General features: G+C 69.7%; 13 protein-coding genes and 1 pseudogene. 4 read left to right on the forward strand and 10 right to left on the reverse strand.

What is annotated here, in order from left to right:
- Positions 1–26: 26 nt before the first annotated feature.
- Positions 27–500, reverse strand: coding sequence for a VOC family protein (locus BUS84_RS02725; RefSeq protein ID WP_244298342.1), 474 nt, complete (start codon positions 498–500; stop codon positions 27–29).
- On the opposite strand from BUS84_RS02725, the gene BUS84_RS02730 reads away from it, so the two are divergent.
- Positions 409–1,692 carry an IS256 family transposase gene (locus tag BUS84_RS02730; RefSeq protein ID WP_074308469.1) on the forward strand — a complete coding sequence of 428 codons (1,284 nt, stop codon included), beginning with the start codon at positions 409–411 and terminating at the stop codon, positions 1,690–1,692. The two genes, BUS84_RS02725 and BUS84_RS02730, sit on opposite strands and share 92 nt — an antisense overlap.
- 80 nt (positions 1,693–1,772) lie before the next feature.
- Here BUS84_RS02730 and BUS84_RS02735 read toward each other — a convergent pair whose 3' ends face one another.
- A complete protein-coding gene (locus tag BUS84_RS02735) occupies positions 1,773–2,795 on the reverse strand; it encodes an ATP-dependent DNA ligase (RefSeq protein ID WP_244298343.1) in 1,023 nt (340 codons plus the stop codon).
- Between the two features lie 280 nt (positions 2,796–3,075).
- Between BUS84_RS02735 and BUS84_RS02740 the strand changes: the two genes are divergently transcribed.
- Entirely contained in the window at positions 3,076–3,750 is a 675-nt protein-coding gene (locus BUS84_RS02740) for an HNH endonuclease family protein (RefSeq protein ID WP_074308471.1), read from the forward strand.
- 98 nt (positions 3,751–3,848) lie between these two features.
- On the opposite strand, the gene BUS84_RS02745 is transcribed toward BUS84_RS02740, so the two are convergent.
- Complete coding sequence (locus tag BUS84_RS02745) at positions 3,849–4,058, reverse strand: hypothetical protein (protein ID WP_244298344.1); 210 nt, start codon at positions 4,056–4,058, stop codon at positions 3,849–3,851.
- Between the two features lie 71 nt (positions 4,059–4,129).
- Between BUS84_RS02745 and BUS84_RS02750 the strand changes: the two are divergent.
- Positions 4,130–4,720 (forward strand): annotated as a pseudogene (locus tag BUS84_RS02750) (IS5 family transposase); the annotation flags it as partial.
- On the opposite strand, the gene BUS84_RS02755 reads toward BUS84_RS02750, so the two are convergent.
- On the reverse strand, positions 4,704–5,180 hold the full coding sequence (locus BUS84_RS02755; protein WP_074311963.1) for an HIT family protein: 477 nt from the start codon (positions 5,178–5,180) through the stop codon (positions 4,704–4,706). The pseudogene BUS84_RS02750 and the gene BUS84_RS02755 sit on opposite strands and share 17 nt — an antisense overlap.
- A 338-nt stretch (positions 5,181–5,518) precedes the next feature.
- On the opposite strand from BUS84_RS02755, the gene BUS84_RS02760 reads away from it, so the two are divergent.
- Positions 5,519–6,751, forward strand: coding sequence for an ROK family transcriptional regulator (locus BUS84_RS02760; protein ID WP_244298345.1), 1,233 nt, complete (start codon positions 5,519–5,521; stop codon positions 6,749–6,751).
- Positions 6,752–7,137: 386 nt separating this feature from the next.
- On the opposite strand, the gene BUS84_RS02765 is transcribed toward BUS84_RS02760, so the two are convergent.
- The 6 genes from BUS84_RS02765 to BUS84_RS02790 form a co-directional block, all read right to left on the reverse strand.
- Positions 7,138–8,550: a GH1 family beta-glucosidase gene (locus BUS84_RS02765; RefSeq protein WP_074308475.1), complete on the reverse strand. Its 1,413-nt coding sequence runs from the start codon at positions 8,548–8,550 to the stop codon at positions 7,138–7,140.
- 44 nt (positions 8,551–8,594) lie between these two features.
- Positions 8,595–9,599 (reverse strand): ABC transporter ATP-binding protein, encoded by a 1,005-nt coding sequence (locus BUS84_RS02770; RefSeq protein ID WP_074308477.1) that lies wholly within the window; start codon positions 9,597–9,599, stop codon positions 8,595–8,597.
- Entirely contained in the window at positions 9,596–10,645 is a 1,050-nt protein-coding gene (locus tag BUS84_RS02775) for an ABC transporter permease (RefSeq protein ID WP_074308479.1), read from the reverse strand. The genes BUS84_RS02770 and BUS84_RS02775 overlap by 4 nt, the downstream gene beginning before the upstream one ends.
- Positions 10,646–10,648: 3 nt before the next feature.
- On the reverse strand, positions 10,649–11,626 hold the full coding sequence (locus BUS84_RS02780; RefSeq protein ID WP_074308481.1) for an ABC transporter permease: 978 nt from the start codon (positions 11,624–11,626) through the stop codon (positions 10,649–10,651).
- Positions 11,623–12,786 carry an ABC transporter ATP-binding protein gene (locus BUS84_RS41090; RefSeq protein WP_084757093.1) on the reverse strand — a complete coding sequence of 388 codons (1,164 nt, stop codon included), beginning with the start codon at positions 12,784–12,786 and terminating at the stop codon, positions 11,623–11,625. The genes BUS84_RS02780 and BUS84_RS41090 overlap by 4 nt, the downstream gene beginning before the upstream one ends.
- Positions 12,787–12,861: 75 nt before the next feature.
- Positions 12,862–14,538: an ABC transporter substrate-binding protein gene (locus BUS84_RS02790; protein ID WP_074308482.1), complete on the reverse strand. Its 1,677-nt coding sequence runs from the start codon at positions 14,536–14,538 to the stop codon at positions 12,862–12,864.
- Between the last annotated feature and the right edge of the window lie 89 nt (positions 14,539–14,627).

Consider the following 14,627-nt stretch of genomic DNA (forward strand, 5'->3'; position numbering starts at 1 on the left):
GATGAGCGCGCCTCCGTACGCCACCGTCAGCTGTAGTACTGAACGAGGCAGAACTCGTGGTCCTCCGAGTCGGCCATGACAACGACCACACCCTCGTCATAGTCGTGCCGTTCACCGGTGAACCGGCCACCGAGATTGATGACCATGGCAACAGCGTCGTCGATGTCGTCGACGGAGATGTCGAGGTGAATCCGCACCTTGCCTGTTTGAGGCTCCGACACTGGCTGGAACACAAGCCGCGGCTGAGAGTCACCTCGCTCGCCGAGGTAGACCCAACCCTTCTGTGACGGGTCCCGAGCCGTCGCCGTACCGGCGGAACCGGCCCTTCGGAGATCACGAGGGCCTGTGGATTTAAGGGTGTTTCCGGCCTGACCCGCCGGGCTTGTGCCTGGTGAGGAAGGTGCCTTGATGACGACACTGGACGACGTGACCGCGAGGAAGAAGGAACCGCAGCCGTCAGCGGAGGCAGCCGCCGCGGCGGAGCTGGTGCGCCTGGCCAAGGAACAGGGCTTGTCGCTGACCGGCCCGGACGGGCTGCTAAAGCAGTTCACCAAGACGGTCCTGGAGACCGCCCTCAGCGAGGAGATGACTGAGCACCTCGGCTATGAAAAGCGCGACCCTGCCGGGGCTGGGTCAGGCAACATCCGCAACGGGACCAGGCCGAAGACGGTGCTGACCGACGCGACGGGTCATGTCGAGATCGACGTGCCGCGTGATCGGGCCGGCACATTCGAGCCGCAGATCGTCAAGAAGCGGCAGCGCCGGCTGACCGGCGTCGACGAGATCGTGCTGTCGCTGTATGCCAAAGGCTTGACCACCGGGGAGATCAGCGCCCACTTCGCCGAAATCTACGGCGCCTCGGTCAGCCGGGAGACGGTCTCGCGGATCACCGACAAGGTGATCGAGGAGATGAACGACTGGACCGTGCGCCCGCTCGACGCTGTCTACGCGGCCGTGTTCATCGACGCCATCGTGGTCAAGGTGCGTGACGGTCAAGTCGCGAACCGGCCGGTCTACGCCGCTATCGGGGTCACCCTCGACGGGGAGAAAGACGTCCTCGGCCTCTGGGCCGGCTCGGGTGGTGAGGGCGCCAAGTTCTGGATGAGTGTCCTGACCGACCTGCGTAACCGCGGTGTCAAGGATGTGTTCTTCGTGGTCTGCGACGGGCTCAAGGGCCTGCCCGAGGTAGTCGCGAACGTATGGCCGCAGACGATCGTGCAGACCTGCATCATCCATCTGATCCGTAACACGTTCCGGCTGGCCTCGAAACGGGACTGGCCGGCGCTGCAACGCGACATCAAACCGATCTACACCGCCGTCAACGCCACCGCGGCCCGGGCTGCGTTCGACCGACTCGCCGAGACCTGGGGAACCCGCTACGGCGCGATCATCAGGCTCTGGGACAACGCCTGGCAAGAGTTCATCCCGTTCCTCGACTATGACCTGGAGATCCGCCGGGTGCTCTGCAGCACCAACGCGATCGAGTCGCTGAACGCCCGTTACCGCCGGGCGATCAAGGCCCGCGGTCACTTCCCCTCCGAGCAAGCCGCGTTGAAGTGCCTCTACCTGGTGACCAGATCACTGGACCCGACCGGGCAAGGGCGGGCACGATGGGCGATGCGGTGGAAGCCAGCCCTGAACGCGTTCTCGATCACCTTCGGCGACCGGTTCCCGGCCGCCGAAACCTACTAACCGAAGACGCCGGAAACACCTTTAGCGAGACAGACCCGATCACGACGAGTACGCCGACGACCGGATGGTTATAGCCGCGGTCAGGGGCGCTGGTCGGCCTGCGGTACGTCGGCGGGGGTGAGGTCGAGGCGGGGGCGTAGGTAGCGGACGTGGTGTCGCCACCGGTGGTGTTCGTAGGCGGTGTCGACGTCGATTTCGGCGACGATGGTGGGGAGCACGGGGCTGTAGGGGAGGGGTTGGGGGCGGTCGAGTTGTCCGGTCCACGCGGCGGGGAGGGGTTGCGGCCAGGGGTGTGCCCCCGTCGGGTCGATGGGCGTGAGCAGGGCGGCCAGTTCGGCACGTTGTGCGGGTCGTAGGGGGTTGGTTCGGCCGGTGTAGCGCAGTCGTCCGTGTTGGTCGCAGCGGCCGAGCAGGAGGGTCTCGGGGTTGTCGGTGCTGGGGGTGACGCCGCCGATGATCGCTTCGGTGGTGCGGTAGGCGCGGACTTTCTGCCATCCTCGTCGGCCGGGTTCGTAGCGCCCGTCGAGGCGTTTGATCACGATGCCCTCGATGCCCGCGGCGGTCCAGGTGGTCAACCATTCGGCGGCTTGGTCGAGGTCGGTGGTCTGTGGGGACAGGGTGAGTTGGGCGGGTGTGTCGGCGAGTAGCTGTGTGAGTAGGGCACGTCGTTCGTGCAGGGTCCGGTCCAGTAGTGGTTGGCCCGGTGGGGTGCTGAGCAGGTCGAAGACGACGTAGTGCGCGGGGTGGCGTCGGGCGATGTCGGGGAGCTGGCCGCCGGCGGTGACTCGTCGCTGCAGGTGGGCGAAGTTGGTTCGCTCGCCTTCCCACACCACCAGCTCGCCGTCGAGGACGGCACCCGGCTCGACGGCTTCGGTGACGGCTCGGGTGATGTCGGGGAAGTAGGTGGTGATGTCCCGGCCGGCTCTGGACTGCAGGTACACGCTGTCGGGCCGGCGGAAGGCCAGTGCCCGCCAGCCGTCCCACTTGGGCTCGTAGGCCAGATCCGATGCCTCAGGGACAGCGTCGACGGCCTTGGCCAGCATCGGTGTGAGCGGCGGACGCAGCGCTTCGGTGGTGCCGACACGCCGGCGGGCTGGAGTCACCGCAGGACCGACCCACGACATCGAACTCGAATTTCACTCACCTCCGCTCTCATGGTTGAGGGGCGTACGGGGGTGGCGCTGGAAGATGCCGAACGCTCGATGGCGGCATGCGGAACGAGAGGCAGGACGAGGTCTGCCGGGTGCGCCCAGCTCGTGTCCGCACGCCAGCGCAGCGCTTCGAAGTTTTGTCGCCGATTCCGCACCCCTTCCCAAACACGTCCTTCGATGGACATGCTCGTCAGAGACGGTTGCCGTCCACCCAGTGCCGAGGAGGCCCCCCATGCGGGTAACCCGAGTCTCAGCCCGTTTCCCACGCGTCACGCGTCACGCCGCCGCAGTCGTCCTCGCCGCCATCGCAGGCGCCGGTCTGGTCGGCGTCAGCGCGCAGCCCGCGTCGGCCACACCTCCCGGGATCCCGTCGAAGGCGACGGCCCAGTCTCAGCTCAACGCCCTGACCGTGGCGGCGCAGGGCTCCACCAGCGGCTACTCGCGGGACCTGTTCCCGCACTGGGTCACGATCAGCGGTAGCTGCAACACCCGCGAGCAGGTCCTCAAGCGCGACGGCACCTCCGTCGTGGTCGACAGCTCCTGCGCCGCCACCTCCGGCCGCTGGTACAGCCCCTACGACGGCGCGACCTGGACGGCGGCCTCCGACGTCGACATCGACCACGTCGTACCCCTTGCCGAGGCGTGGCGCTCCGGCGCCAACTCCTGGACGACCAGCCGCCGGCAGAGCTTCGCCAACGACCTGAGCCGCCCACAGCTGATCGCGGTGACGGACAACGTCAACCAATCCAAGGGCGACCAGGACCCCTCCACCTGGCAGCCGTCCCTGTCGTCATACCGGTGCACCTACGGCAAAATGTGGATCACCGTGAAGTACAACTGGGGCTTGAAGCTGCAATCGTCGGAGAAGTCAGCCCTGCAGAGCATGCTCAACACCTGCAGCTCCTGACAGCCCCGAGACCGGCGGGGCGTCCTCCGCGGGACGCCCCGCCGACCGGACTATGCCTGCTGTGGCGAAGACGGTGCGCTGTCGCCGGCCTGCTTGCGCTACTGGCCGCCCGCGTCGACGGCCAGGAGGCGCTTGACCATCGCCAGGGCGTCCGCCTCGGTGTCGAACTCCCAGCGCAGCACCCGGCCGTTCTCGCTGTCTCCGGCGCGGGCGACGACCTTCCACCGGACCTCACGGGTCAGCCACACATCCCGGCGGCCCAAGCGCCCCCAGATGCCGTTCCACCAGCGTCCCGCCACGTCCTCCACCAGCGCATCGTACAAGTGTTCGATTGCCGGTGGGTGCGGGGTGGCGAGGTCGCCAACCTGGAGAGCCTCACGTCAGCGTCGACTCCACGATCACCCGTGCTCACCGGCAAGCCGCCGGCGCCCGGATCCGGCCGCAGGAGCAGAAGGAGCCGCCCGGCGGCATCGAGGACGAACCCGCCGACCACGCCCTGGGTCGTTCCCGCGGCGGGCTAACCACCAAGCTGCACCTGGGCGGCGAGCAAGGCCAGAAACCTCTCGCGGTGGTGGTGACCGGTGGGCAGCGCGGTGACAGCCCCCAGTTCACCCGGGTCCTGGCTCGTATCCGGGTGCCGCGTGGCCGGGGGTGGGCGTCCGCGGACCCGCCCGGACCGGGTCCTGGCCGACAGGGCGTACAGCTCGGCCGCCAACCGCGAGCACCTGCGAAAGCGCGAGATCAAGGCGACGATCCCGATCAAGGACGATCAGGCCGCCAACAGGCGCAAGAAGGGGTCGAAGGGCGGTCGGCCACCGTCCTTCGACCCTGAGATCTACAAGCAGCGCATGTCCTCGAGTGCGGCATCATTCGGCTCAAGCGCCACCGCGGCCTGGCCACCCGGTACGACAAGCTCGCAGTCCGCTACCAGGCGACCATCCACGTCGCCGTGGTCAATGAGTGGCTGTAGCACTGCGAGCCATTCCCACCGATTGGAGATGTGCCCGTAACGCCAGCGTGAGTTCGCTCTTGTGCTCGTCGCCCACGCGCAGTTCGCGTGAGGGATCCAGGTACCCGAACACCCCACCGCCACGCCGATCGTCAGGAAGATCGGCCATCCGCGGGACGACGTGGAAGTGGACGTGGCTGACGCCTTCCTTCTCAGCGAACTGCGCCACGTAGGTCTTCATGCACCCAGTCACCGTCCCCAACGCACGAGACAGGCGCACCTGCCAGGCGCCGAGGTCCGCAGCTTCGGCATCGGTCAAGTCGGCGATGGACGTGACATGCCTGCGTGGGATGAGGACCAGCCATCCGGGCAGTGCAGTGTCGATCGCATGCGCCACCCGCCAGTACTCATCTGCAGCGATCCGCTCCCACTCCGGCAGCACGTCAAACCGGTCATTGTTGTCACACACCCAACAGTTCATGATCGGCACAGTAGACAACAGCGGGTCGATGCAAGAGCTCGACGACTTCTGAAACGCGACCTAGCCTAGGCCGGCGCGGAGCAGACCACCAAGGCGGTCTGCGGGGCGGCGAGCCCGGTGTAGCGAGCCGCGCGACGCCGCCGAGCGCGGCGGTCAACCCACGTCTAAGTCGCATGACATGCCTCCTGATCAATGCGCCGGAGGCAAGCAGTTAACTTTGTTAAATGTGAATGCGCAGTAATCTGTCAGCACTTGGTTCACGGTGTGAAGCAGGCCGCCGGGGCGGCCGGGAGAGGATGGCGGCGGACGTGGACGCCAGACGCACCACCGTGCGCGACATGCGTCGTGCTAACCGGTCGGTCCTGCTCACCCGGATCTGGCTGGACGGCCCGCTGAGCCGCCACGAGCTGGGGCAGTCCACCGCGCTGAGCCTGGCCAGCGTGAGCAACCTGGTCGGCGAGATGATCGCCGAGGGCCTGGTCGAGGAGGCCGGCTTGGTCGAGTCCGACGGCGGCCGCCCGCGGGTGCTGCTGCGGGTCGCCCCCGGCTACGGCTACCTGGTCGGAGCCGACGTCGGCGAGACCCGGGTGCAGGTCGAACTTTTCGACCTGGCGATGACCGCCCTCGCCAAGGCGGAGTACCCGATCGCCGCCGCCGAGCCCGACCCCCGGCAGGTCACCGACCACCTGCTGCACGGTCTCACCGCGGTGATCGAGCAGGCCGGCATCGACCCGGCGGCGGTGCTCGGCTTCGGCGTCGCCGTCTCCGGCACCGTCGAGCGTGCCGCCGACGCCGTGGTGCACGCGCAGACCCTCGGCTGGGACGGCGTGCCACTCGGCGCCATGCTGCGCGCCGGCACCGACATCCCGGTGCACATCGACAACGGCGCGAAGACCCTCGGCCAGGCCGAGATGTGGTTCGGCGCGGGCCGCGACGTCCGGCACGCGGTCGTTGCCCTGGTCGGCTCCGGCGTCGGGGCCTGCGTGATGGCCAACGGCGTGGGCTACCGCGGCGCGCACAGCAGCGCCGGCGAGTGGGGGCACACCACCATCGTGTACGGGGGCCGCCGCTGCCGCTGCGGCAACCTCGGCTGCCTCGAGGCGTACGTCGGGGCGGAAGGGGTGCTCGACCGGTTCCGCCAGGCCAACCGCGGTCGCCCGGCGACCGGCGGCGACGAGGAGACCGCCTTCGGCGAACTGCTGCGCGCCACCAGCCGCACCGCCGCCAAGGTGCTCGACGAGACGGTCGGCTACCTCGGCGCTGGGGTGGCGAACCTGGTGAACCTGTTCAACCCCGAGCGGGTGGTGCTGGGCGGCTGGGCCGGCCTGGCCCTGGGCGAGCGCTACCTGCCGCAGATCCGCGAGGTCACCGCGCGGCACGCGCTGCGCCAGCCGTACGCCCAGACCTCGATCGAGCTGTGCCGGCTCGGACCGGACGCGGTCGCGATGGGCGCGGCCACCCTGCCAATGGCCCGGCTGCTGCGCGACGGCGGCGTGCCGCGCGAGCCGGCCGCCCGGGTGACCTTGGCGCCGGCGCTGACGGCGCGGCGGCCCCGGTCGCGGACCCGCTGAGCCACCGGCCCGGCGGCGGGAGTGCCGCCGACCCGGCCCCGGCTCAGGACGGGAGGGTTCTGCTTGGCCCCGCTGGTGCAGCTCCAGATCTGCGTCTTCCACGCCCTCGGCGGGGCAAAGGAGTGGCGGGAAGGCACCTTCTCACCGACTGGCTGCGCTGTCGATATCTCGCAAGCAGCACCACTGCATGGGTCCGGGTTGCGGTACTCGGGCGCTCTGATTAATCGGGCCAGCGTCGAAGCTGCCTCCGGTGCTGAAAGTGTCGTCAGGTGCCCGAGGAATGTTTGGGTAGTACTCGATCGTTCGACGTTCTCTCCGCGATGAAGCACGGTGGACGCCAGTGCGGCCGCCCGGGAGATCCCGAGCGGCCGCCCCGAGCGGCCGGGTCAGCGCTCCCCGCGCACCCGCCGGACAGTGTCGCGGTACCACTGCGCGCTGCGCTTCGGCGTACGCCGCTGGGTGTCGTAGTCCACCCGGACAATGCCGAACCGCCTGTCGTAGCCGTACGCCCACTCGAAGTTGTCCAGCAGCGACCAGGCGAAGTAGCCGCGCACGTCCGCGCCGGCCTGCCGGGCCCGGGCCACCGCCCGCAGGTGCTCGGTCAGGTACGCCACCCGGTCGTCATCGGCCACGAACCCGTCGGCGTCCGGCTTGTCGTCGAAGGCCGCCCCGTTCTCGGTGATCACCAGCGGCACGCCCGGGTAGTCCCGGTGCAGCCGGACCAGCAGCTCGGTGAAGGACTCCGGCACGATCTCCCAGTCCATCGCGGTGCGCGGCAGGTCCCGGCGGATCACCCGGCGCACCGGCTTGCCGTGCTCGTCCCGGTCCCGGCCCTGCTCGTCCACCCCGGAGTGGACCTGCCCGAAGTAGAAGTTCACGCCGAGCACGTCGATCGGGGCCGAAATGACCTCCAGGTCGCCCTCCTGCACCGGGACGCGGACCCCCTCGGCGGCCAGGTCGGCCACCACGTCCTGCGGGTAGGAGCCACGGAACACCGGATCGAGGTAGAGCCGGTTGCCCAGCCCGTCGGCGGCCCGGGCGGCGTCCCGGTCGGTCGCGCTGTCGGTGGCCGGGTCGGCGGTGGACAGGTTGACGGTCAGGCCAAGCTCGATCGGGGTGGCCGCCGCCGCACGCAGCCGCTGCACCGCCAGCCCGTGCCCGAGCAGCAGGTGGTGCGCCGCGGCGATCCCGTCGCCCAGGTTCCGCCGGCCCGGGGCGTGGTTGCCGTACGCGTACCCGAGCATCGCCGAGCACCACGGCTCGTTCAGCGTGGTCCAGGTCTTCACCCGGTCGCCGAGGGCGCCGAAGACCAGCTCCGCGTAGTCGGCGAACCGGTAGGCGGTGTCCCGGTTCGGCCAGCCGCCCGCGTCCTCCAGCTCCTGCGGCAGGTCCCAGTGGTAGAGCGTCACCCACGGGTCGACCCCGCGGCCCAGCAGCTCGTCCACCAGGCGGTCGTAGAAGGCCAGCCCGGCCGGGTTGGCCGGCCCGCGCCCGCCCGGCTGCACCCGCGGCCAGGCCACCGAGAAGCGGTAGGTGTCCAGGCCCAGGTCGGCGATGAGCGCGACGTCCTGCGGCATCCGGTGGTAGTGGTCGCAGGCCACGTCGCCGTGGTCGCCGTTGGCCACCGCCCCGGGGACCCGGCAGAAGGTGTCCCAGATCGATGGCGTCCGGCCGTCCTCGGCCACCGCGCCCTCGATCTGGTACGACGAGGTCGCCACCCCCCACCGAAAGGTCGGCGGGAGGGTGTCGATCGGGTCGGCCTGCCCGGTGGTGGTCGGGCGGGTGAGGTCGGTGTCCATGGTTCTCCTAGCGGTTGCGGGTAGTTCGGTCGGACGAAGGGAGGTCAGTGGGGGACCGGCGTGGCGGCGGGGTGCAGCCAGCAGGCGACGGCCCGGCCTGGGTCGCCGCCGGGCGCTCCCAGTGCCGGCACTTTCTTGTCGCACGGGTCGAACGCTTTTGGACAGCGCGGGTGGAACGCGCAGCCCTCCGGCATGGCCCGTAGGTCCGGCGGGGAGCCGGGGATGCCGGTCAGCTCGCGGCGCGGGCCGCGCAGCGCCGGGAAGGAGTGCAGCAACCCCTCGGTGTACGGGTGCAGGGCCCGCCCGTACAGCTGCGCGGCGGGCGCCTCCTCGACGATCCGGCCGCCGTACATGATGGCGATCCGGTCGGAGAACTCGACCAGCAGCGACAGGTCGTGGGTGATGAACAGCACCGCGAAGTCCAGCCGCTCCCGCAGCTCGGCGAGCTGACCGAGGATCTGCCGCTGCATTACCACGTCCAGCGCGGTGGTCGGCTCGTCCATGATGACCACCTGCGGCTCCAGCGCCAGCGCCATGGCGATCATGACCCGCTGCCGCATCCCGCCGGAGAGCTGATGCGGGTAGCTGTCCAGCCGGTCGGCGGCGATGCCGACCAGGCGGAGCAGGTCCCGGGCCCGGGCCAGCCGACTCGCCGCCGTGCTCCGCGGCTCGTGCGCCTTGATCACGTCGAGCAGCTGGGTGGAGACCTTGTGCACCGGGTTCAGCGAGTTCATCGCGCCCTGGAACACGATCGAGGTCTCCGCCCAGCGGAACTGCCGCAGCTGGGCCGGGCTGAGGGTGAGCACGTCGACCGGCGGGCCGTCGACCGGGTGGTAGACGACCTGGCCGCCGCTGACCACGCCGGGCGGCGGCAGCAGCCGGGTCAGCCCGTACGCCAGGGTGGACTTGCCGCTGCCGCTCTCCCCGGCCAGCCCCAGCACCTCGCCCCGGTGCAGGGTCAGGTCGACGTCGCGCACGGCGTGCACCGCCGCGTCGCCGAGCCCGTAGTCGACGCGCAGTCCGCGGATCTCCAGCACCGGATCGCTCATCGCACAACGTCCTCTCGGGTGGTGGCAGCCCGTGGCGTCGGGACGGACGGGGTCGGGGCCAGCACGGGGGTGAAGCCGACCCGCATCCGCACGCTGCGGCCGTCGGCGGTGCGGATCCGGGTTTTGCCGGCGCTGCGTAGCCGGGGGCTGACGAACTCGTCGATGCCGAAGTTGATCAGGGCGAGGGCGGTGCCGAGCACCGCGATGGCCAGCCCGGCCGGGACGAACCACCACCAGGCGCCCTGCGCGAGGGCCTGCTGGCCCTGGGCCCAGAACAGGATGGTGCCCCAGTTCCAGGACGAGATCGACGAGATGCCGATGAAGGCCAGGGTGATCTCCGACATGACGGCGAAGATGACGGTGCCGACGAAGCCGGACGCGATGATCGCGGTGAGGTTGGGCAGGATCTCGAACAGGATGATGCGCCACGGCCGCTCGCCGGTGGCCCGGGCCGCCTCGACGTAGTCGCGGCGCCGCAGGGACAATGTCTGGGCGCGCAGCACCCGGGCGCCCCACGCCCACGAGGTGCAGCCGATGATGAGCGCGACCAGCGTGTCGCTGGCCTGCTCGACGATCGACGTCACGATGATGATCAGCGGCAGCGCGGGGATGACCAGGAACACGTTGGACAGGGCCGACAGGCCCTCGTCGGCCGCGCCGCCGATGTAGCCGGCGGTCACGCCGATGAGGATGGACAGGATCGTCGCCAGCACGCCGGCCACCAGTCCCACCACCATGACGCTGCGCGCGCCGACCAGGATCTGGCTGAAGATGTCCTGACCGAGGTGGGTGGTGCCGAACCAGTGCCGCAGCGACGGCGCCTGGAGCACGTCGCCGCTGCGCGCGTCCGGGTTGTACGGCGCCACCCACGGCCCGATCACCGCGAAGAGGCAGTAGATGCCCAGGATGACCAGCCCCGTGGCGGCCTTGGCGTTGGCGATGAACCGGAACCGGCGCCGCTTCGCCCGGCCCGGCGCGGCCGACGGCTGGGCCATCGCCCCCTGACCGGGGATGACCTGCTCGATGCTCGACGGTGAGATTGTCATCGCTCAGCTCTTTCGGGTCCGCGGGTCGAGAAGCAGGTACGCGACGTCGGCGAGCAGGTTCGCCACCAGCACGGAGATCGTGATGATCAGGAAGATGCCCTGCATCAGCGGGTAGTCCTTGGCGCCAACGGCCTGGAAGAGCTGGTAGCCGAGCCCGGGGTAGGAGAAGACGATCTCCACCAGCAGCGTGCCGCCGACGATGAATCCGAGCGACAGGGCGAAGCCCGAGACGTTGGGCAGCAGCGCGTTGCGGGCCGCGTAGCTGAGGGCGACCCGGCGCTCGGACAACCCCTTCGCGTGGGCGACCGTGATGTAGTCCTCCGAGGAGACGGTGACCATCATGTTGCGCATGCTGAGGATCCACCCGCTCATCGAGGAGACCAGGATGGTGGCGGCGGGCAGGATGCTGTGCTGGATCGCGCTCGGGATGAAGTACTGGTCGAACGCCGGCACCAGGCCCGCCTCGTAGCCGCCGGAGGACGGGAAGACGCTTCCCGGGCCGGCGAACAGGGCGATGGCGACGAGGCCCAGCCAGAAGTACGGGATCGAGGACAGGAACGTGGTGGCCGGCAGCAGGCCGTCGACCCAGGAGCCGCGCCGCCAGCCGGCGCCGACGCCGAGCGCGGTGCCGAGGAGGAAGCTGATGATCGTGGTGATGCCGACCAGGCCGACCGTCCACGGCAGGCTGTCGCCGATCACCGTCGACACCGGCGCCGGGAAGAAGGTGAACGACAGCCCTAGGTCGCCGTGGAGGAGCTGTCCCCAGTAGTGCAGGTACTGCCGCCAGGCGTTCTCGTTCGCGTCCAGCCCGAACAGCACGCGCAGCGACTCGATGGCGTCGGCGCTGATCCGGCCCTGGTTGCGCGAGATGAGGGACTGCACCGGGTCGCCCGGGACCAGCCGCGGAATGAAGAAGTTGAGCGTGATGGCCGCCCACGCGGTGAACAGGTAGAAGGCCGTGCGCTGCAGGAGGAATCTCATCGTGTCTCCCCCCTGGCGGCGGTGTCGTCCCGCTCGACCGCCGCCGGCGGCGCTGGCACGGCCGGATCGGCGTCGGGCGCGGCGGAGCCGGGAGTGTCGGCGGCGACGGTGGCCGGGTCGTAAAGCCAGCAGGCCGCCCAGTGACCGAGCCGGTCGATGGTCAGCCGTGGCGGCAGGTCCACCGTGCAGCGCCGCATGGCGTGCGGACACCGGGGGTGGAACCGGCAGCCCGCGGGCGGGGTGATCAGGCTCGGCGGCTCGCCCTGACCGCGGTCCTCCCCGGCGGCCGCGTCGACGCCGGCGCCGTCGCCGGTGATGCGCTCGGGGTCCGGCGCCGAATCGGTGAGCAGCCGGGTGTACGGATGGGCCGGGTTCTGGGTGACGGTCTCGCTGTCGCCGCCCTCGACCATCCGGCCCGCGTACATCACGATCGTCTCGTCGGCGAAGTAGCGGGCCGAGGCGATGTCGTGCGTGATGTAGAGGATGGCGATGTTGAGCCGCTCCTTGAGGTCTTGGAGCAGGTTGAGCACGCCGAGGCGGATCGACACGTCGAGCATGGAGACCGGCTCGTCGGCGAGGAGCACCTCCGGGTCGGCGCCGAGCGCCCGGGCGATGGCGACGCGCTGCCGCTGGCCGCCGGAGAGCTCGTGCGGGAAGGCGTCCAGGTAGCGCTCGGGCGGGGTGAGACTGACCCGGGTGAGCAGCTTGCCGAGGGCCGCCTCCAGCTCCTCGGCGCCGCGCCCGGCGTTGCCGTGGATCCGCAGCGACCGGGTGAGGTGGTAGCGGACGGTGTGCACCGGATTCAACGACGCGAACGGGTCCTGCAGGATCAGCTGGACCCGCCGCACGTACGACCGGAACGGACGACCGCCGCGCACCCTGGTCGACGTGCCGTGCAGGCGGAGGTCGCCGGCGGTGCGGGGGTAGAGCTGGGCCAGCAGCCGGGCCACCGTGGACTTGCCGGAGCCGGACTCCCCGACCAGCGCGGTCACCCGGCCGCGACGCAGCGCGAACGATACGTCGTCGACGGCGTGCACGACTGCCGGCGTCCGGGAGAAGAGGCCACGCAGCCGCCTGCGGACGGGGAAGTGCTTGGTCAGGCCGACGGCGTCCAGCACCACCTCGTCGGCCGGCGCCGCCGCGCTCTCGCTCAACGTCATGCCGAGTTCCTGTCTGAGTGTGGGGTGCGCCTCCCCGGCCGGCCGGGGAGCCGGCCGGGGAGGCGCTTGGCGAGGTCAGCCGTTGGCGGGCTTGAGGTGCAGGACCACGTCCAGCGCGTTGGGCTGGGTGGGCTGCATGGCGCCGTACGGGTTCGAGTCGTCCGGCCAGCCGGTCCAGTTCTTCGTGCTGTACGCGCCGCCGATGTTGTCCGCGCCGACTGGGATCATCGGCATCTGGTCGACGAAGATCTTCTGCAGCGTGTTCATCGCGGTGGTGCGCGCGGCGTCGTCGGTCGCGTTCGCGTAGGCGACCAGGGCGTCGGTCGCCTCCTTGTTGTTGAAGCGGCCGAAGTTGCCGGCGGGGGAGGCGGTGCCGATTGGCTTGAGCTGCCGTCCGTCCATGACGGTCCGGTAGATGTCGTACGGCGTGGCGCCGCCCTCGGTCCACCGGAAGGTCGCCTCGAAGTTGCCCTGCTCGACGTTTCGGAACCAGGCGTCCTGGTTGGCCTTGTCGACCGTGGCGGCGATGCCGATCTTCGACAGGTTGTCCTTCACAATCTCCAGGCTGGTCTGGTAGTCGGACCAGCCGGCCGGGTCGGTCAGCTTCAGCGTGACGGCCTTACCGGTCTTGTCCTTGAGGGTGTTGCCCTCGAGCTTGTAGCCGGCGCCGGTCAGCAGCGCCTTGGCGCCCTCGACGTCGACCTTGTGCTCCTGCCCCTTGAACTCGGGCGCGACGAACGAGTCACCGGCCGGGCTGGGCAGGCCGGTCACGCTCTTCACCAGCGGGTGGAAGTAGCCGGCCTCGGCCGTGGTGAAGATGTCGGCACGGTCAATGACCATGTTCATGGCGCGGCGCAACGTGGGGTCGTCGAACGGCTTCTTCGTGGTGTTGAGGTAGAGGCCGTGGATGCCCAGGATCGCCGGCGCCCACACCTTGTGGTGCTCCTGGTCCTTGGCCACGAAGACGGCCTGGTAGTTGGGGATGAAGACGAAGCTCCACTCCGACTCGCCGTTGGCCAGCGCGGTGGTCTGCGCGCTGTTGTCCGTGTAGGACGTGTAGCGCAGCTCCTTGACCTTCGGCAGGTCCTGCCAGTAGCCGCTGTCGCGCACCGCCAGGGTCATGCTGGCCGGGGTGAACGACTTCAGGGTGTACGGGCCGCTGCCGATCGGCTGCTTGACGGTGTCGGTCGTCGGGTCGCTGATCTTCTCCCAGATGTGCTTGGGCACGATCGGCACCCGCCACAGCACCTTCTGCTGGTTCACGAACTGCGGGCTGGCCATCTTGATGGTGACCTCGTTGCCGCTGGCGGTCGCGTCCGTGTAGGGCACGCCCTGGTCGTTGAGCGCCGGGTACTTCTTGACCAGGTTGTAGGTGAAGGCGACGTCCTCGGCGGTGACCTTCTGCCCGTCCGACCAGGTGGCGTTGTCTCGGATAGTGACCTTGACCGAGGTGTAGTCCGACGACCACTCGGCCTTGGTCGCCAGCCACGGCTTGAACGGGTCGGCCGGCTTCACCGGGTTCCACATCATCAGCGGCTCGAAGATCTGCCAGCGGTAGCCCAGCGAGGCCGCGGCGGACGTGGTGAGGAACGGGTTGTTGTTCTCGGCCTGCGGGCCGTTCGGCATGCCGACGTTCAGCACCGTGGCCGCCTGGCCGTTGTTCTTGTTCGCGTTCGGGCTGTCGCCGCACGCGGCGACGCCGGTGGCCATCGCGCCGGCCAGCGCGACGGCGAGGAACTGCCTTCTTCTCATGGAGGTCTCCCTCGGTGCTCCCGCAATCCTCGAGCGGGATGTGGTGGATGGAGGGTGTGCGGTGTTGCCACCGGTGGGCGCGGTGCTCC

The sequence above is a fragment of the Micromonospora cremea genome (assembly GCF_900143515.1).
GTDB lineage: Bacteria > Actinomycetota > Actinomycetes > Mycobacteriales > Micromonosporaceae > Micromonospora > Micromonospora cremea.